This is a genomic window from Patescibacteria group bacterium (assembly GCA_026397045.1).
Taxonomy (GTDB): domain Bacteria; phylum Patescibacteriota; class Saccharimonadia; order CAILAD01; family BJGX01; genus JAPLVO01.
In genome coordinates this window covers 1-18,427 of sequence record JAPLVO010000010.1, presented here as the reverse complement: position 1 = coordinate 18,427, position 18,427 = coordinate 1, and the positions used below count along the sequence as shown (strand labels likewise).

General features: G+C 40.6%; 22 protein-coding genes and 1 tRNA gene. 5 read left to right on the top strand and 18 right to left on the bottom strand.

Annotated elements, in window-relative coordinates:
- Positions 1 to 10: 10 nt before the first annotated feature.
- Complete coding sequence (locus NT111_01740; protein ID MCX6804721.1) at positions 11 to 1,276, bottom strand: hypothetical protein; 1,266 nt, start codon at positions 1,274 to 1,276, stop codon at positions 11 to 13.
- 129 nt (positions 1,277 to 1,405) lie between these two features.
- On the opposite strand from NT111_01740, the gene NT111_01735 reads away from it, so the two are divergent.
- Both NT111_01735 and NT111_01730 read left to right on the top strand, forming a co-directional pair.
- Positions 1,406 to 1,846 (top strand): DUF5684 domain-containing protein, encoded by a 441-nt coding sequence (locus NT111_01735; protein MCX6804720.1) that lies wholly within the window; start codon positions 1,406 to 1,408, stop codon positions 1,844 to 1,846.
- A 99-nt stretch (positions 1,847 to 1,945) separates the two neighbouring features.
- Positions 1,946 to 3,421, top strand: a complete 1,476-nt coding sequence (locus NT111_01730) for a fibronectin type III domain-containing protein (GenBank protein MCX6804719.1) — start codon at positions 1,946 to 1,948, stop codon at positions 3,419 to 3,421.
- Between the two features lie 8 nt (positions 3,422 to 3,429).
- Here the strand turns inward: NT111_01730 and NT111_01725 are convergent, their stop codons facing one another.
- The 8 genes from NT111_01725 to NT111_01690 all read right to left on the bottom strand — a co-directional run bounded on the left by NT111_01725 (position 3,430) and on the right by NT111_01690 (position 9,404).
- Positions 3,430 to 3,606 carry a hypothetical protein gene (locus NT111_01725; protein ID MCX6804718.1) on the bottom strand — a complete coding sequence of 59 codons (177 nt, stop codon included), beginning with the start codon at positions 3,604 to 3,606 and terminating at the stop codon, positions 3,430 to 3,432.
- Between the two features lie 131 nt (positions 3,607 to 3,737).
- Entirely contained in the window at positions 3,738 to 4,427 is a 690-nt protein-coding gene (locus NT111_01720) for a DUF4190 domain-containing protein (GenBank protein ID MCX6804717.1), read from the bottom strand.
- A gap of 131 nt (positions 4,428 to 4,558) precedes the next feature.
- Complete coding sequence (locus NT111_01715) at positions 4,559 to 5,182, bottom strand: class I SAM-dependent methyltransferase (protein MCX6804716.1); 624 nt, start codon at positions 5,180 to 5,182, stop codon at positions 4,559 to 4,561.
- 39 nt (positions 5,183 to 5,221) lie between these two features.
- Positions 5,222 to 6,886, bottom strand: coding sequence for an ATP-binding protein (locus tag NT111_01710; protein ID MCX6804715.1), 1,665 nt, complete (start codon positions 6,884 to 6,886; stop codon positions 5,222 to 5,224).
- 132 nt (positions 6,887 to 7,018) lie between these two features.
- Positions 7,019 to 7,252 carry a hypothetical protein gene (locus NT111_01705; GenBank protein MCX6804714.1) on the bottom strand — a complete coding sequence of 78 codons (234 nt, stop codon included), beginning with the start codon at positions 7,250 to 7,252 and terminating at the stop codon, positions 7,019 to 7,021.
- Between the two features lie 50 nt (positions 7,253 to 7,302).
- Positions 7,303 to 7,833: a hypothetical protein gene (locus tag NT111_01700; protein ID MCX6804713.1), complete on the bottom strand. Its 531-nt coding sequence runs from the start codon at positions 7,831 to 7,833 to the stop codon at positions 7,303 to 7,305.
- An 85-nt stretch (positions 7,834 to 7,918) separates the two neighbouring features.
- The gene (locus NT111_01695; protein MCX6804712.1) at positions 7,919 to 8,476 is read right to left on the bottom strand and encodes an alpha/beta hydrolase; all 558 of its coding nucleotides are present in this window, start codon (positions 8,474 to 8,476) and stop codon (positions 7,919 to 7,921) included.
- A 100-nt stretch (positions 8,477 to 8,576) separates the two neighbouring features.
- Positions 8,577 to 9,404 carry a prenyltransferase gene (locus tag NT111_01690; protein MCX6804711.1) on the bottom strand — a complete coding sequence of 276 codons (828 nt, stop codon included), beginning with the start codon at positions 9,402 to 9,404 and terminating at the stop codon, positions 8,577 to 8,579.
- 116 nt (positions 9,405 to 9,520) lie between these two features.
- Here NT111_01690 and crtI point away from each other — a divergent pair, with 116 nt between their 5' ends.
- Positions 9,521 to 11,020 carry a phytoene desaturase family protein gene (gene crtI, locus NT111_01685; protein ID MCX6804710.1) on the top strand — a complete coding sequence of 500 codons (1,500 nt, stop codon included), beginning with the start codon at positions 9,521 to 9,523 and terminating at the stop codon, positions 11,018 to 11,020.
- A gap of 59 nt (positions 11,021 to 11,079) precedes the next feature.
- Here crtI and NT111_01680 read toward each other — a convergent pair whose 3' ends face one another.
- The 9 genes from NT111_01680 to NT111_01640 form a co-directional block, all read right to left on the bottom strand.
- Positions 11,080 to 11,559 (bottom strand): hypothetical protein, encoded by a 480-nt coding sequence (locus NT111_01680; protein ID MCX6804709.1) that lies wholly within the window; start codon positions 11,557 to 11,559, stop codon positions 11,080 to 11,082.
- Between the two features lie 72 nt (positions 11,560 to 11,631).
- Positions 11,632 to 11,979 (bottom strand): DUF2752 domain-containing protein, encoded by a 348-nt coding sequence (locus NT111_01675; GenBank protein ID MCX6804708.1) that lies wholly within the window; start codon positions 11,977 to 11,979, stop codon positions 11,632 to 11,634.
- 29 nt (positions 11,980 to 12,008) lie between these two features.
- On the bottom strand, positions 12,009 to 12,806 hold the full coding sequence (locus tag NT111_01670) for an Ltp family lipoprotein (protein MCX6804707.1): 798 nt from the start codon (positions 12,804 to 12,806) through the stop codon (positions 12,009 to 12,011).
- Positions 12,807 to 12,991: 185 nt separating this feature from the next.
- On the bottom strand, positions 12,992 to 13,519 hold the full coding sequence (locus tag NT111_01665) for an AAA family ATPase (GenBank protein ID MCX6804706.1): 528 nt from the start codon (positions 13,517 to 13,519) through the stop codon (positions 12,992 to 12,994).
- Between the two features lie 127 nt (positions 13,520 to 13,646).
- Positions 13,647 to 14,336 carry an amino acid racemase gene (locus NT111_01660; protein ID MCX6804705.1) on the bottom strand — a complete coding sequence of 230 codons (690 nt, stop codon included), beginning with the start codon at positions 14,334 to 14,336 and terminating at the stop codon, positions 13,647 to 13,649.
- Between the two features lie 128 nt (positions 14,337 to 14,464).
- Positions 14,465 to 15,019, bottom strand: a complete 555-nt coding sequence (locus tag NT111_01655; GenBank protein MCX6804704.1) for a class I SAM-dependent methyltransferase — start codon at positions 15,017 to 15,019, stop codon at positions 14,465 to 14,467.
- Between the two features lie 134 nt (positions 15,020 to 15,153).
- Positions 15,154 to 15,543: a hypothetical protein gene (locus tag NT111_01650; protein MCX6804703.1), complete on the bottom strand. Its 390-nt coding sequence runs from the start codon at positions 15,541 to 15,543 to the stop codon at positions 15,154 to 15,156.
- A gap of 158 nt (positions 15,544 to 15,701) precedes the next feature.
- Positions 15,702 to 16,274, bottom strand: coding sequence for a hypothetical protein (locus NT111_01645; GenBank protein MCX6804702.1), 573 nt, complete (start codon positions 16,272 to 16,274; stop codon positions 15,702 to 15,704).
- Positions 16,275 to 16,704: 430 nt separating this feature from the next.
- Positions 16,705 to 16,779 (bottom strand) — tRNA-Asn (locus NT111_01640).
- A gap of 142 nt (positions 16,780 to 16,921) precedes the next feature.
- Here NT111_01640 and NT111_01635 point away from each other — a divergent pair.
- Both NT111_01635 and NT111_01630 read left to right on the top strand, forming a co-directional pair.
- Positions 16,922 to 17,176: a WhiB family transcriptional regulator gene (locus NT111_01635; GenBank protein MCX6804701.1), complete on the top strand. Its 255-nt coding sequence runs from the start codon at positions 16,922 to 16,924 to the stop codon at positions 17,174 to 17,176.
- A gap of 111 nt (positions 17,177 to 17,287) precedes the next feature.
- Positions 17,288 to 18,400, top strand: coding sequence for a hypothetical protein (locus NT111_01630; protein MCX6804700.1), 1,113 nt, complete (start codon positions 17,288 to 17,290; stop codon positions 18,398 to 18,400).
- The last annotated feature ends 27 nt before the right edge of the window (positions 18,401 to 18,427 follow it).

Here is an 18,427-nt window from a genome sequence, read left to right as displayed (position 1 = left end):
TATTAAATAGCTAAGACTGCGACGGGGTAATAGGCAGGGGCTGATTGCAGGTAGGTGATGTGGGTATGTTTGCGAATCTATCGCCCAGCCAATTAATTACACTCGGGGAAATAACTGATTGTAGCTGTACATGGCCGACACCAGTTAGCCATATTGAAGTCAAGTCGGATCCCGATTGGCAAGCTCGCTGTATGTATTGAGCTGTGGTATTGGGCAGCACCACTTGATCAGTCAGGCTCTCGCCTACCAAAAGAGGCCGATTGGATCCTAGAACTGGTGCAGTTTGCTCAGCAATAACTTGCTTCCAGGCTGGCAATTTTAATAATTCGGGGGAAAAAAAATCTTGTCCGATCTTCTGTCTAATGATGCCATCTATGGCTACAGACTTGATGCAGGCTTGGGCCATAGATTTATAGTTGTTGAGCCCGGGCTTGGTCAGTACTTGTTCAGGGCTCAAGCCGCTATAATTATTGGGCCAAGACACCACAACTTCTGGGCCTATTAGCCAGGCAACGGCAGTTGTAAATTGCTGGGATAAGAGCGACTCAAGCTGAGCAGCTGGCGCCGTGGCGGCGGTACCTACTAGCTCATATTCTGGCAGGTAGGCTGTGGACATATCCGAGCTAAACAATGCCGAATGCCCTCCCTGTGAATGCCCCCAAATAGCATACCTGCTGCCAGCATTTGCTGCGGGCAAATCCCTAAGTGCCCTAATGCTATTAAGTACATCATGAGCTTCTGCCTGCCCAACTAAATATGCCTCAATGCCAGGTGTGCCAAAACCAGCGTAGTCTGTTGCGGTAACCACCCAGCCTCTTTGTAGCATTGTATCGACCCAACCCATTCCAGTGCTCGCTATAGTATCTTGTTGCCTTGATGGGGCACAATCATCCCCCATCCCCAGTGTGCCGTGAGCCCAGGCCACTACTGGCCTAGGGGTAGGTGAATTTGTACTTGGTATGTATACCATGCCAGAGCTAAAGGTATTGGTTCCATCGGCCTTTTGAGTTCTATAAATTACCCTTGTAGCCGTACCGTTTTTAAGGCTAGTGGCTGTTGGCTCGGATCTTACCATCTGGCCAACTGGCCCATCAATGTCAATATTGGAAGTATCATAAAAGCTAGCTATCGAAGACTGATATATGGCCGTTTTAGATCTGTCGATTAGGCTTATAATAGTAGCGCCCACGACCAGCACAGCTAAAATAATAATCAATGAGCTAATGATTTTATGGCGAATGAAGAAGGATTTAGAAGTTTTGATAACTTTTTTCATTAATACAATAGTAACATATGTCTTATGCCTAGAATTTTGCTACAAAACAGCAAATTACTTTATAACAGCCTGTGGAAAATTATTAGCTAAGCACGCCAATAAGGCCTCTCGATGATATATAATTAGTACATGATCAAAGCAATAATTAGTGCTGGTATCCTCGTAATAGCTGCGATGATGTTTCTGTACTTGGTTTACTGTATAGGGCTTTCGTTGGTATTTAAGAAACTTAGTACCCCAAGGTGGAGAGCCTTTATACCGATGATAAATTACTTCAGTCTTATCAACGCACTGGGGCTACCTAAATCCTGGTATGGAGCATCCATTGTTCCCTATGCGGGTACTGTCTACTCTGTTGCCATCGCGATTAGGCTTGGTAAGGTCTTTGGCAAGGGTACGGCGTTTTCTAGCTTTTGGCTGACTGCAGCTGCTCCAGTAGGAATGTTTGTAATTAGCCTAAGCAAGGTCAAATTAGATCTTGCAGTAATTAAGTCGCCAGCACCCGCGATAGACCCCCGCAAGGCTATGCGTAGCGCCAGCAAAACGCTTCATATTCGGAAAAAAGAATAAATAGTGCTCTTGCTGGCGCAGGTACTGAGCTGCGGTAATATTTTTTCTTAAAAAATATTGTTGATAAATTATTTTTAGTGTATTATAAACATAAATATTATGAAAAATACAAAAAAACAAAAAGTCAGTACAAAGTCCCGCGCAACATCGACAAGCTTGGCCAAAATCAAAACATCTAAAGTATTAGCGATAATAATTATTGCTACGGTAATTTTCGCTGGCATATTTTTAATCTACCGAGGCATGGCTAGCACTATGAAATATAGCTATGATAATGCCACAAAAAAACCGTCCGGCAGGATGTTTACGGCCGATAGCCCACTCAACCAAATCATCCCAGCCGATGTTAGATACCGCGCGGACGGGCAGCTTCGTATCCAAGACGCCCAGCCACCAGCAGTGACTTCTCTTCTGACCTGGTCCTTGCCGATCTACGATGTGGATTCCACCACAAACAAATCAACTGTTTTCTGCTATGTTTATGCGTGCGATGCCATATCCTCTAGCCCAGTTCCAATCCCAGATAACCCCATTAGACAGCTTGGCAATGACCATCACCTGACAGTGATAGATAACTCTACCAGAAAAATATACGATTATTGGCTGTGGAAAAACTGCTTTTTACAACCAAACTTTATCAATGCCAGCTGGTGCCCTGGTTCAGCTGGTGTTGCCAGCATTGATGGCAATGGAGTTGGTGGTGGAACCAATGTGGCTTCGCTTGCTGGCGGCGTAATTAGAACCTACGAAATTGAACAAGGTTCGATAGAACACGCAATTGCATTCGCGACTGCTAACACCTGTAAAGGGGAGCCAATTTATCCAGCCCTAAATAGCGATGGGACTACTGAGGATCAGGCAACCTGTATTCCTATTGGTTCGCGCATCCAGCTCGACCCAAATGTTAATGTCGACGAAATCCCTAATATTACCAAGATGGAAAAAATAATTGCCAAAGCACTACAAAAATACGGTGCCTATGCAGATGATACCTCGGCCAAGTTCGGCTTTGGCGTAGAGCTGGATAGAACGGGGCGCAATGTCTACCAAAATGCTGGGGCACCGAACGGCGACTTCTTCCAGTTCAAAGCTATTCCTTGGGACAAAATTAAAATATTGCAACCTCAGTGGAAGGACGACGGTAGCAAGGCTTATGCCTGGGGGAATTCAACCACAACCCCGCCAGTTGTGCCGCCAACAGTCCCACCTCCTATTACCCCGCCAGTTGTGCCGCCAACCCCAGAGCCCCCTTACACCCCGCCTCCTGTAGGTAATACTAGCTCTACTCCACCTACCGTACCTAGTAATTTAGTTCTCAGGAACGCATTTAACACCAGCTTAATCGTCGCCTGGGGTGCTAGCTACGACAACTTCGTTGTATCTGGATATAATATCTATCTCGATGATAAGCTTGTCGGAAAGACTCCTTTTTACTCCTTCGGCCTGACCGACCTTAGGGCAGCGACTACATATAGCGTAGGTGTGAGTGCATATGATGATCTAGGCAATGAGTCCGCCAAGACAACTAAAAAATTCACAACCTCAAACGGCTGTTTCGTAATCTGGTGCTGGTAAATACACATTTACTGCTTGGATATACGCATGGGATACTCTAAAAGCATAAATTCTTTGGCGTAGTGGTCGAGTTCTATGCCCTCTTCGCTATCAAAACAAATGCCGACAGCAAAAGATTCTTGCGTCAAACCTCGCTTGATTGCCTTGGCTATTTTTTTCTCATCTTCAATAACTAGTATTCTCATAGGCCCTATTCTAACCCAAAATACCTGAGAATACGCTTAAAAATCAGGCTATCTACATTTCGGGCTAGCAAAAACTGTAAGGCTAAAAAATCTAATGTCTAAAATACCTAGGCAGTAATGGTACTAAATATTTATATTTTTTTGTAGATGATAATGCTAGCTGAAGTCGGGGTATCTTGGGTAGACTCTCTCACTATTACATTCACATATGAGTCATCTTTTTTTAGGGTTGTAGTACTGCTAGTTCCAAAGTCATTACTAGATGTGCCTTCGCCACTTGTCCAGCCATTACTAGCTAGGTAAGACTTATAATAAGCCTCGACCTTGCTCTTAGAGTCGTCTGTATCAAAACTGACGGTATAGGTTCCGTCTGTCTTACTTGATGCACTGATTTTTCCGCCAGGGTAAATTGGGAAGTCGCTTGGAAATCCTTCTGGTAGTCCGGCATTACTCTTTACTGATGATTGTGTATCATTGTTTTTGACTGTTACTTCTGCCTTGTTAGTAGTAGTGCCTACGCTGTCCTTAGCCGCTTTGTCGACTGAAAATAATAGTCCTATAAATAGTGCCCATACCATTATAAATACCAAAATAAGTAAAGAAGACACCACTAGCGCAGCAGTCGCTATGCCCTTGCCTGATTCCTTGCTTTTTTTTAGTTGTACTAGGGCAACTATTGCTAACACCAGGCCTAATGGAGGCACAATAAATGCCATTACTAAGGCCGCTACTGCTAGGCCGCTGGTTTTATTGTCATTATTAGAGCTAGCTGTATCTTCGCTTGATATCTTTTTTGTTTCAGGTGTTTTATTTGAATCCATAGTATACCTCCATAAATTTATTGATTTAATCCAAGCTTACCCCAGTACGGTATATTGCTCAAGGCAAAATGTCCAAAATCACTAATACTCAATATGTATATTTATCAACTCTATAAGACTGTTACTTATAATTATTTATCTATCCAGACAACCGCTTGATTAAATTTGCTTGGGTTGTACTCAATACCGCTCACTGGCCTGTCTTTGGCAAAGCTATCAACGCGTTCTTTTAGCTTTTTTCTATCTTCTAGTCTTTGTTGCTCGGTAGCACCTGGTGGATTGCCTCGATAAAACCCTATAATTACTCGCTTGTTTGCTAGCGCAATAATGCTACTTACTGTCTGTTCTAGATTTGGGTCATTAAAATATTTTGGGCCAAGAAAATTCCAAAATACAAAATCAAAATGTTTGGGTAGGCCAACCTCTTCTATTTTGGCAATATTTTTTACATCTAAAACTGCAAAGTTATTTTTTTGATCATGGAATAAATCTTTTGCGGCTCGAATATAGTCATCTATAATGTCTACGCCATAAGGCACGAGCTTGTGACCAGACCACTCCTGTAGACTTTTCAAAAAGAACCCGCCGGCACAGCCAATGTCTAGAATGGTGCCATCTCCAGTGATAGTATCTGCAATAAATCGACGTTTTTGCTCCCATTCTGAGTAGACCGGGCTAGACTCGTTATATTTCATTAGCTCTGCAAATCTTTGCGGGTCTGCAATAAGTTTATTATAGTCATTACTTATAATCATAGATCAATCATACTTAAAAAACCCCTAACTAGATAGCAGCTACTTTTTAGATTTTGGTTTACTAAAAAACTCTAGGCCTCTAGATTTAGATAGTGCGCTCTTAAGCTCTTTTTGATGCATAACAACATAAATAAGGCTAAGGGCTCTACCAAACAAGCTGTCTCCATTATTTTCTAGAAGCTTTTGATCTTGAGCGTCTGTAATGCCAGCAATGGCATAAGAATTTTTGATAGTGTCTGCATATTGCACTGCCTCAGCAAAGCCTCTGCCAATGTCAATATTGTTTCTGTTTTTTATAATAACCGCGCCTTCGTTGTACTGGGAGCCATTGGCAAAGAAATTTATTTGGCCACCCTCTACTACAGGTGTCATGCTGAATTTACGAATGTCTTTTGGCATAGTATCATCAAAACTAAATTCCCATCTGCAAGGGTGCCAGGTATGTGTAGCTGGGTAAATATTGGGGTTTGGAGTTTTTTCGGCTCTTATCCAGCGTGTCACCTTGAGAGTACCCCAGGTATTGTGCAGCTTCTTATTCTCGTCCATATACTTGCCCGCTACATCTACCTGCATCAAGCCTGGTGGCTTAGCGCCATCTCTAAAATAAAAATCTTTTAGGGCCTTAGTATGGCCTGCGAACATTGTTATTTGCCGATCGCCGTCAAATTGAGCCATGTACCAATCCCAGCCCGTAGCTAAGGGCTTACCAATGTTTCCAGAGGCTCGCAAGACAGGCAGCCTAGTGTTACCAGTTAAAAAACCCCATTGATGATCGAACCAAAATGTACCTTTTTTTAGTTTTATCTTCTTGCCAGCCACACTAATACTGCTACCAGCTTTTAAGATAATATTTGGAATAGAATAATACAGCGTTCCCCAGCCATCTAGACTTGGCATGGCGCCGTTATCTCCCTGCAGAAGAAATTCTTTGCCGCTAGCAAACTCAAGATCAATACTAAGCTCAATATTTTTTTCTGGGTTTTTGTCTATACCCCAGGCCTGAACACTTAACGGCCAAAGTTTGTCTTTACTGCTAGAGGAAATTGTATTTTTTCCTAGACTGTAGCTAAAAGGCTTACTCTTCCAGTCAATAAGGCCACTTGTACCAGATACCACAACTGGGTCAGCCTGGTAGTGTAGCTTGCCGGCTACACTAATACTAAGCTGCAGCTCTACAACTTGATTATCTTGCTCACTTAGACCAAGCTCTTTGGCTAGCCTAGGCGGCAAAAGTGCAAATCTAAAAAACATACACTCTATGCCATACTCTTGGCCATCTTCACCCCAGGCTGAGCCTATAAAAAAGTGCCAGCCAACCTGACTTCTAGGCTTGGGCATATGGTCCCGCATAAATTCTAGGCTTGCTTCTGCGGGTACCTTATCAAAGCCCTGAGAGCCATTTAGGCCCAAAAACTTACTGGCAAAAACATAGGCTTGTCTTGGCGAAAGGCTCTGGCAGTGCTTTTTGAGCATCTTGTACCGCTTGGTATAGTCTGGATTAAAAGACTGGGGTCTTTGCAGTAGCCAGTCTAGGTGGGCATTGGTTCGCTGGCCAATAGCACTATTAGTATTTTTTGGGTCTTTGAATTTCTTTAGAATAGCAGGTGGAATTTTAGATTCGTCATACTTACTCATCCACAATGCATTAGCAAAATGTTCTTTGGTCTGGTCGTCTATGTCTTGTTGTAAGCTATTGTTTGTCATTACACAAATATTGTACAACTTTTCATGCCTAAAGATTAAAAAATACAGCTAAAGTTTTGTCCTATTTATACAGCAGCTCTATTTGGTTTTTAGGAAATACAATAGTAAGGGTAATGGTTTTACTAGTGCTACCTACTCAGCTCTCTTTATTTTAAATAAACCTTTTTCTGGCTTATAGACTTTATCGGGGAAATTTTCTACTAGCTTCCATACTACTCCATTGATAGTTTTGGGGTGGAAATCTGGAAAGGCTTCTTGGATCAAGCTTAGCATTTCACTCCAGCGAATACCTTCTGGGTGTTTTTCTAGTAGCTCAATAGCTTTTTGGTTTATTTGGCCGGTTATAGTACTTGGATTATTTTGCATAATATAATTATACTCTTATTCTAATAATGCACTGCTTAAAAATAAATATTTTATCGTATATCCGCAAGCAAAAAAGCTTCCTTCATATTTTTTTTCAAAAATGGAACATGAAGTGTTCCACACAATACAAGTATATTCCCCTCTTTTAAGATATTTTTGTTTATCTTATCAAGCATTCTGGTTTCCCGCTTGTTATACTTTCCCCTATCGATGACTCTCCCTAATGCTACCTCTAATAGCTGGATATTTTTAAATTTATTAAGCTCCTTCCAGCCAATTTCTTGGGTTATTTTAGTTAACTCAAAATTTATATTATCTAACTCTAGTTTGCTAACACTTCTCTTTATAAAGTTTAGCTTGTAGTCAAAAGCTGTGGCGATTTTATTATTGTCTATGGCCCATTGATACGCCAATGCCATCTCGGGCCTGTCATTTCTAAAATTCTTTGTGGCCACCTCAGTACTTAATTTTTCAATAAAAATTTGGTCTGGATTTATTTTCAAAAATAGATCATAAAATTCGAGCCTTAGTTTTGCATCTATTTTTTGATGCGAAGTGCCTATGATGTATATTTTTCTCATAAATAAATAATACCAAAAGGCTTAATATAATCCAATTGACACAGTCTAGGTGTATTAACAGTAGTAAGTGGAAGTAAGTACTAATTTAATCGAAAAGTTTTTGTTTGAGCACGTCGAGTAGCTCAATAAAATCTTTTTTTTCTCTGTCTCCGCCAAAATGTCCTTGATTGGTGAATTCGTGATATTCAGCATCAAGCTTATTCTTGATGTAGCGAGCTTCAGCTATCGGAATCCACGGATCATCGATAGATGCAAAGACAACTGCCCATTTTTCGTTCGCCTTAATGGCTTTCCAGTCCCACGGTTTATCAAAATAACCGCTCTTCTTTTCTGCCTCCATGCCTAGGTCGGTATGGTAGCCGCCAACAAGCACGCAACCTAGAATCTTGTTCTGTTCGGCAAATCGCATTGCAGCTATTGCCCCAGAAGAATGGCCAACTAAAATAGTATTTTCATCTACACTCATATCAATCTTCAAAAAAGGTAGCCAATACTCTGCCCTAGCTAGCACAGGGTCAGGCATGTCTGGTGCAAGGCAGACAATATTAAGCTTTTCTAGCTCACGCTTAATATAAGGTAGCCAATTGTCAGAACCACTACCGCCACCATTTCCGTGAAGCAAAATAACTCTTGGTTTATTCATAACTAAATTATATCAAAAAAGATGATGTACAAACAATAATCGACGAACTTCATAAGGCGAAAGTGGGTTTTATCAATATCCAAATTGTGCCTTGATATGATTATTTTAGAACAAACAGGACCCATAAAAATAGAGCCATTCCTACCCCCATATTGATATACGGAAACAGACTATAGAGCTGCATGACCGAGTTGGCATTTTTAGCCCGCACTGTAATGATCATCATGAAGCCATATAGTAATCCTGCTGCAATTGAAAACTGCCCTAATACCGATATCGTGAGGCCTGCGGCAAGCCCGTAGCACGCGAGGCAAAACAGCAGCGTGCCAGTTTTTCCAAGCTTGGTTGCAATCGTATCAATTTTTGCTTTTCTATCGGCCCCGATATCTGGCACTGCTGAGTAGGCATGCATCGCCACGCACCAAAATGCTGCTGCAAGGCAAAGATATAATGATGGCAATGTTTTTGAAACCACCGCATAGCCAACAATACCCGGAAAAATATAAAGAACATTAAAAATAGAATCTAAAAGTGGTCTTACCTTGGCACGAATAGGTGGCATTGAGTAAAAGACACCAAAGAACAAGAAGCCCGCTATCGCCCACCTTCCGTTATTGCCAAGTAGCGGAAGAAGTAGAAGAAACGGTGCATTAGTAATTGCTATCCAGCGCCACAGTTGTTTCTGCTCTTTTGGCCTTACTAATGTTTCGTAAGCTATTTTTTTCGGATTATGCTTGTCAGTTTCATAATCAAAGATGTCATTAATTCCGTAAATTAAAAGGTTAGCTGGAAAAGTGAAGTAAACACCAAGCAAGATAATCAATGGCCAGCTCTGTACTGGACTAGCTGCAACAACTCCAATTAAAAATGGTCCGGTGATATATACCCAGAAACGAGGTCGAGAAATTTTGATTAGCCAACGAATCATATGCATTGATTGTAGCAATAAATTACAGAAAAAACCCCTAAAATCCATCGGCTATCTGAGGCTTAATTTTGCTATTTCATACCAATTGCCACTGAAAAATAGTAGAATATAGGCATATGAAAAAACACGCAATTATTATTGGGGCTGGCTTTGGGGCTCTTGGAAGTGCCTGCATACTAGGTAAAGCTGGGTGGAAAGTTACAGTTCTAGAAAAAAATGAATCTATTGGTGGTCGTGCCACTACCTTCAAGGCTAAGGGCTTTACCTTCGATCGCGGGCCAAGCTGGTATTTAATGCCCGATGTCTTTGAGCACTTTTTTGAACTTTTCGATGAAGATATCACTAAGCTCCTGAAACTTAAAAAATTAATGCCGAGCTATCGAATATTCTATAAAGACCTAGATGAAAAAGTAGATATTTACTCTGATCTAAAGAAAGATATTCCAACATTTGAGAAGATTGAAAAAGGAGCAGGTGCACAACTTGAAAAATACCTAGATCAAGCTGGCTACCAATATGAAGTTGCCAAAGACCGCTTTATGTACAAAAACTATGACTCTTTTCGTGACTTCTTTACCAAAGAAGTTGCAACTGAAGGCCGTAAACTGTCAGCTTTTAAGAATATGGATCGGTATGTAAGTGGCTACTTTAAGACCGAACAGCTTCAAAAGATTATGCAGTACCCGCTAATATTTCTTGGCTCAAGTCCTTATAACACCCCGGCAATTTATAATATTATGAGTCATATTGATTTTGATATGGGCGTGTATTATCCCCAAGGTGGCATCTACGAAATTACCAATGCTCTCGTGGCAGTTGCCAAGAAATACGGCGTTACATTCAAGACTGATAGTGATGTCCAGAAAATAATTGTCGAAGATGGCAAAGCAGTTGGTGTAAAAGTTAACGGCAAAGAGCTTCGAGGCGATATCGTCATAAGCAATGCCGACATCCAGCACACAGAGCAAAAATTGCTAGACGAAAAATATCGCCAATATTCTGAGTCGTATTGGAAAAAACGAACGCTGGCTCCAAGCGCTTTAATTATTTACTTGGGTGTCGACAGGCAATATGATTCATTAACGCATCATAACCTGCTCTTTAGTAAGGATTGGAAAAAGAACTTTGCAGATATATTTGATCAGCCTCAGTGGCCAGACGACCCAAGCGTGTACATTTGTGCTCCAAGCAAAACAGACCCTTCTGTTGCTCCAAAAGGAATGGAAAATATGTTTGTACTTGTACCAATAGCAGCTGGCCTTGATTACACAGAAAAACAGCTTGATGCCTACGCAGATAAAATTCTTGCAACAATGGAAAAAGAAATGGATCTGCCTGATCTTCGTAAGCATATAATTTACCAGAAAAACTTTTCTGTTAAAGACTTTAAGGCTCGCTATAACAGCTACCAAGGAACCGCTCTTGGTCTAGCCCACACATTACGACAAACAGCTATATTTAGACCTAAGAATATCAGCAAGAAAGTTGCCGACCTCTACTATGTTGGGGCTGGAACAAATCCTGGTATTGGCATGCCTATCACACTTATTAGCGCCGAGCTGCTCTACAAGCGCATTATTGGCGACAAAACTAGCGGACCACTTAAAAAAATATAGGTTTTGTTTATTTAAAATGGCAGGTACTTTTTGAGTCCAACGACCGGAAGTTAGTACTGCTACTGTGTTAAGTTCTTAACTTCATCGGCAACTTTTTCAACGGTCTGGTTGCCGTTTACTACTTGGTCTACTATGTGATTCTCGGCAAGTGATTGATAGTTATCCAGCTGTCCTTTAAACCACTGCGAAACATCATCATAACCCTCTACTTTCATTCTATTAGTGTTTCTTTTATTTAGAACTTCAAGGGGTGTTTCTAAAACAATAATTTTGAAGCCCTTCTCTTTTGCTTTTTGCAAAAGTTCGGTTGGTATATAGCTTGCAAAATAAATAACATTTTCACGAGTAATAATTTCATTTGTGGTTTTGGGTACAAGTACTTTATTCTTTAATTCGTTGTCTGGCCAAACGCCATTGTTCGCTTTCATAACTTCTTCATCGGTTTCGGCAATATGTAAGTCTGTGTGCTCACGAAGATAGCGCATTAATGACGATTTGCCGCCACAAGATGGGGCTAAAATAATAATTTTGTAATTCATCTGACTATCATATCAAAAAAGATCAACCTGTGTCGCTTTAGTTGGAATATACGATTTAGGATGATTGCCTTTTTACAAACTATTATTTAATGATAATTTACCATCCTTGGTACTAGCTACTTTTCTTAAAAGTGCTATGCCATCGACTACTATTATTCCAGCTAAGACTAACGCGACAAGATACACTAGCTTATTCATTTGCCATGCACCATTCAAATCGCCGTGGATTAATAACCAATATGCCCTAGTTAAACCTATTGATGGCGAAGGTATGTTTAGCCTAGAGAATAGTGAGAGAGTTGGGGTTTGCAGAAGTGAAGAGTAACTAATACTATATAGACAAATGGTTGTTCCGGTGAATACCGTAAGGCGAGCCATTGGTGTTTGTAGACCAATAATATTTAGTATCCTATTCTTCATAACTTGACGAAATTAATACCATAATTTACCTAATTGTTAAGGTTTTGGATAGCGTAATCTGCCTCTGCTGGTGTAAATTTCTCTCCATACTGAGATGTTAGTTGGTCACGAATTGCTTCTGGCGACATATTCTGTATACTTTGATAACTTTTTGCTTTTACCAGAGCATTAGCATTCCAATCGGCTTTAACATTATCTACAGCATACTGTGCCGCAGCAGCAGAGAACTTTTCACCATACTCTGATGTAAGCTGGTCATAAACAGCTAGTTTTGACATGTGTTGGTTGTTAGCATACGAAGTTGCCTTAGAAAGTGCGGATTTATATTCTGTAGGTACTTCAGGCTGTTTAGGTTCTTCCTTTTTTGGTTCATCTTTCTTGGCTTCTTCTGTCTTCTGTACCTGTTGTTGCGGTTGAGTGTTTGATGTTGTAGGTGGTCTTGTGGCACTAGAAACAATACTCATCAGTAGGCCAATACCAAATACAACGGCTGTGATAATTAAAGCCAATTTTATGTTCTTTTGTCTATCCTTTAAATCTTGTTTATCTACAGACTTTAGCGACCCGGTGAGAATTAATATTAAATCGATAAGATACCATAAACCACAACCACCAAAAGTTATTAGTTTAAGTATTCCTGAACCGACATATCCAAGGTAAAATCTATCTATCCCAAACCATCCTAAAAAAAGTGACAGCATTGCTGCTGCCATAAAGTCTTTTTGAGTGCCGGATGTAGCTACAGGAGGTGTATTTTGGCTAGTTTCGCTATTATTCACTTTTGGCTCTTTTTGATTTTCTGGTTTTTTAGCTTCTTCTTTTTTCATATTAATTATACCTATTGTTAAAATTATTTAGTTACTAACACAATATATCAGCCCATGGTGCTACTTTGGTTACAACCGCCAGAATTACAAGTGCATCTTTCATGGATATATCATGCTAAAAAAGACCCGTCGAGTCTTTTAGGCATAGGTACTATTGCCGCGTGGTGATGTGAGTTAGAACAAACTTATTTGGATTGCTCTAATATATTCTTGATAATCTCATTAACTGACTTTTTTGCATCTATCGGGATAGCACCAAGACGCACCGTCTTGTCTTGATAACGGTCAAGTCGTTCTAACAATCTGTCTTGGGTTTGTTTATCTTTGCCAAAACTATTATCTCTTTTTTCTTCTCGAAGCCTTTTTAGCATTGTTTCGCCGTCAACTTTTAGTAAGAACACTTTTTCACCCAGTGGCCAGTACTGCATTAAATCATCTGCACCACCACAAAGAAACACTCTTTTTGCAGTCTTATTTTGTTCCATTAAGTTATCAAGCATGGGTTTATTTAATACCCAATGATATTTTTCCATCCAGTCGCTATCGTTTGGCTGATAGTCATCTGGCTGATTGCCATCTTTGTCTGCAAAGCGAAACAAGCCTTTTTGAATTTTGCTATCGAAAGCAACTTCGCCTAATTGCTCTATCCTACGACCTACTGTCGTTTTACCCGAACCCGAAATACCGGCAATAAAATACAATCTTGGCTTCATAGCTTTATCATATCAAAAAAGACCAACCTGTGTCGCTTTAGTTCGAACGTTCACTTTGGGTGGTTGTCGTTCTATCTGGTATTATTGATGGCCGGTTAGTTCGCTGGCCTGCGAATGGAAGTCAGAACTAGTCTTTTTGAATTTCTCTAATAGTTGCTTCGGCTAATATTTCCATACTGTCAAAGACTTTTGCCTTTTCGCTTGGTGCTACTAAACTATGTAAATCAGAGCAAGCAAATACGGTGGCGTCTGCATTTGTTTTGTAGCTCTGAATAATCTCTATTAGCTTTTGCTTGTCTGTATCGGTTTGCTTACTATGTACCAGTCTCAAAATTATTTCATTAATTTCGGCCTGTTGTGGCTGTGTAATATTGATCTCTTCCACGCCCCTACTTTTTAATTGCTTGCTATATAAATTACTAGATACGGTTTGTTCTGTAGCTAGTACGAGAACTCTTTTCACGCCATTTAGCTGTAAGACTAGAGCTGTTTCGTCAATAATACTAATTACCGGCAAACTTGTTGCCTGGCGTACTTTTTCTATCAGCAAGTGTACTGTATTGCAGGGGATAACTATAAAGTCAGCCCCACCACTTTCTAGATGTTTAGCAGCATCGACTAAATACGGTTCATATTTTTCGATCCCAGTATTACCCAAAAGTAATTGCTGTTCAATATTGTAAGGAATTGGGGTATTCCATATAAGACAAGCCGGCCTAATAGAAAAATTATTTTTAATAGCGAGCTGGTTCATCTGCAAATAAAAGTTGGCTGTTGTTTCGGGGCCAAGACCGCCTATAATTCCTGGTATCTTCATATTGCTATCATACCAAAAAAGACCCAGGATAGGGTCTTTTTTGCTCGAGCGACCACTTTAGGTCGTTTGCGTTCTGTCTGGAATCATTGCTGGCCGGCTAGTTCGCTGGCCAGCGAATTGAAATGTAACTATTTAATCAGCACAAGTGCTTGCCCAATAGGCAATTTCACTGTTGCTGAAGATATACCTTCTTTTTTGAGGTTTTCTTCTATTGCTGGTAAGTCGACTAATTCTGTTGTCTCATAATCTTCTGGGTCAAGAACATGTATCGCAATACCGCCATCTTTAAGTGCATTGAATGAATTTTTAAATAAATCCCATTGTTTTTCTTTTGGAATAAATCGTAATAATACATGAGCAAAGGTAATGTCATATGGTCCACCCGGCAATGGCTGCGTACAGTCGTGCTGGATGATATTTTCTTCACCGGCTAAGTGATTAATTGTAATATCAAAAGTAGTAATATTCACCGGTTTCTCAAAAACTTTTGAAAATATTTCTCTATGCCCTGCAACAAACCGCTTCTCGCCACAGCCCATCACTGCGATATTTAGAATACCCGATGAGAATTTAGGACTAACGGCATCACGAATTAAAATAAGTTCTTTTTCTTTCTCGGCAATTCGGTCGCTCATTTCCTCATCAGAGCGGTTTGCATATTTTTGATGATATTCGTCTAGCATCTGCTAATTATATCAAAAAAGACCCTTTCGGGCCTCTTTAGATAAGAGCCCACTTTGGGGTAGTTGGTGTTCTATCTGGAATTATTGATGGCCGGTTAGTTCGCTGGCCAGCGAATGGGGGGGGTAGAACTAGCTTAATTAGGTACGGAGCCCTGCGAGCTAACTACTACTACTTCCCAGTCCTGGAATGTGACTGTAAAAATTATTGGTGCAGAAAGCTTAGCTTGCAAAGCCAAGGGAATCAATGCAGACTCGTATGCCTTTAGCCACTCGGCACGAACATCTTGGCGAGTTTTGCCTGATTGATCAAATTCAGTGATCTTAGCTAGTACTTCTACTTCGGCTGATGCAGTCGAGTGATCAAATTTCCCAAATGGCTTGCTGAATACAGATATTTTATTTTGAGCGTCCTGTTCGCTGTAGTTGCACAAATCTGCACTTACATCAAAAAGTTTTTTAACCAAGATTTTAAGATTTTCGTCACTAAAGTGATGTTCTGAGTAGTCGCATCGTATAAGAGGCATTGTTCCTTCTTTCAAGTTATAAAATGTATAGTTTTATAATAACACAAAAGAACTCTAGCGTTTTGAGCATGGCTCCTTGGCTCCGGAGACTGGATAGCGGCTAAAGCCTTCTATGCTTTTTTGGTTACTAAAAGCAATAGAAGCCAACTAAAATCTGTCTATTTATTCAGGCTTCTCTTCCGAACCCACAGCATTATAACAAACCCGCCGTTTGCTAGCACTAATGAAGCAGGGTATAGAACGGTAATTAGCGATAGCTGCTGAAGTGCGAGTATACCTATAACGAACTTGAGTCCACTCATCGCATATGTGAATACTGGCTCGCTATTGGGTTTAGAGTACGATTTACGAATCGTTGGAATAAAGGCTACTGCATCAATAATAGTAACCAATAAGACCGCAGTTAGTGGATCATCAGTAACAAGCCACAATACTGCTGCAAGAATACAGCCCGCAAGACATAGCCAATCTGATAATGGAAAGTCTTTCACTCCCCTTACCAGCGCCAATCCAAAGATTATGAAGCTAATTAAGGCCGTGAAGCCAGTCACCCACGCTCCTGCTCCACCGCCACCTGCAACCTGGCCAGCAGTAGCAATGGCAGTAAGTGTGCCCCATACCAACCAAGTAAAGGCATGGGGTTTTGTTTTACCGCTAAATATCGTTTGAAAGTACGGCACATAGCCTATAAAGCCAATTACAACCGCCAGAATTCCAAGTGCATCTTTCATAGATATATCATACCAAAAAAAGACCCTATGCTGGGTCTTTATAGTTGGTACATACAAGTTGGGGCAATTGGTGTTCTATCTGGATTTTTTGCTGAGCCCGGAGACTGGATTGTGGCTAAAGCCTTTTTCGTTTCGGCAATGCTCGAAGCAAGCTTCTGTGCGTTGCCTTACTTCACCGAACTACTTTTTGCTTACACAAAAAGCCTGGTTCGAGCCAGTTCTCGAACAAAGAAAAAACACCAGAATCATCTGGTGTTTTTTCTTGGCTCCGGAGACTGGATAGTGGCTAAAGCCACCGCCACTCAACAGTGCTCGAAACAAGTTTCTGTGCGCTGTATCGTTCTACCGACCACCGCTTCGCTCTATTCCTGGTTCGAATCCAGGGCTACAGGACAAAGAAAAAAGACGAGGAAAATCTCGTCTTTTTTCTTGGCTCCGGAGACTGGATTCGAACCAGCGGCCAATTGATTAACAGTCAACTGCTCTACCACTGAGCTACTCCGGAATATTCATATATACCAAGTGATTATATCTGTTGAGATTAATTTGGTCAAGATTTAAATTCTTGACTAATACAAATATTTGTTTTAATATATTAAATGAAATTCAGCTTTTTTTCTAAGCTGCTTAAGTACCAAGGAGGAGGAATGTCGACCAAACCAATACCTTATGACGAAAACCTAATTTCTCAATGGATGGAAATGGGTGCTTGCAGAAGCTCAGGTACAGAAATATTTTTTTCGAGCAGCACAAAAGACCAAAATATTGCTAAAGCGATGTGTTCACACTGCCCAGTAATTAATATTTGCCTGAGATTTGCTCTCGAAAACTACGAAATTGGGGTCTGGGGTGGCACTAGCGACAGACAAAGAAAGAATATCAGAAAATATCGACCGAATTAAGTTTCGGTTAGAGCTCCGGATCATCGGAGCTTTTTATTTGTAAAAAGTAATAAAATATTGTACAATAATATAGTTTTGCGTCTGCAAACGTTCCCTACAAAAGGATATCAATTGGAAAATTCAACGATTTGGTTTGGCGATGAGAGAGCCATAATTACGCCGGGAAGTGAATATGCAAATATGCATATATCTTCTAGGGCTATTCACTGTATTGGTGAGCCTGGAAGCGGCTGGAAATTCGAAGTCGTAACAAGGTGCGATAATCCTAATATCATTGGCGAAATCATAACCCTTGTTATGCCGAAAGGCAAAAAACCTTATACCTCGTCACTATACCTCCCCACTCTTTTTACTAGTGGTCTTCAGGCAGCGTCCAGGATTGAAGCTACTCGAGTTGAATACATCTACTACCTAGATTTTATTCTCAATACTCGCCATAAAGTGCTTAATAACTGGAAAGAGCTAAGGCTTTCGGAGGATAATATTAATGAGATACAGGATTCGATTACCAGGCTAAGAGCGGCAATCGAGCACCGTGAGACTCAACCGATAAAAGAAGTTTTCGAGACGATTCCTAGATTTACGGATAGCACTGGCAAGCTAAACCCGGGTGCGGCGAATGCAAAATTCACCGCCATGGCAAGCAGGCTTGATGCTCAAATTGCCAATGAAGGTGTAAGTGCGGGCTCGATGCAAAAACGCCGGCGCTTTGCAGCTAAAATACTAGCATCTATCGAGCAGGATATTTGGGATATGAGAAACCTACATAGGCTCTCCCCTATTTCAGTCGCTAGAGAGCTAGAAAAAAGGATAGATAATTCCTTAATTAAGCCGATGCTATATGCTAGGCTATACTGCAAAAATAAATTCAAGAATAGTCTGTGCGATACAGAAATCCTGCCCAGAGTTATTGAAATTTACACGACCGAAGTACAGCTTATGGCGATTCGCAATTTGATTGCAGACATTCAGAGGTCTCAAAATATCAAAGAGAATATGCGAATCTTGCAAGTTCTGCTATCGGTCAGGCCAAATGAGCTAGAGTATAGTATCTTCTTTGATGAGATACAAAATACTTATTCAAATATCGAAAGCCTGATAAATAGAGATAACTCTGAATATAAAAACCTCTGTGATCAGCTTAAAAAATCGATTAGGTTTCGAGCCAGTAACGATCCATCGCATCCATGGTACATCAATACGGCTAGCCCAGCTTTGGGCTAGCTTTTATTTTTTTTGTTTATTTTGTAT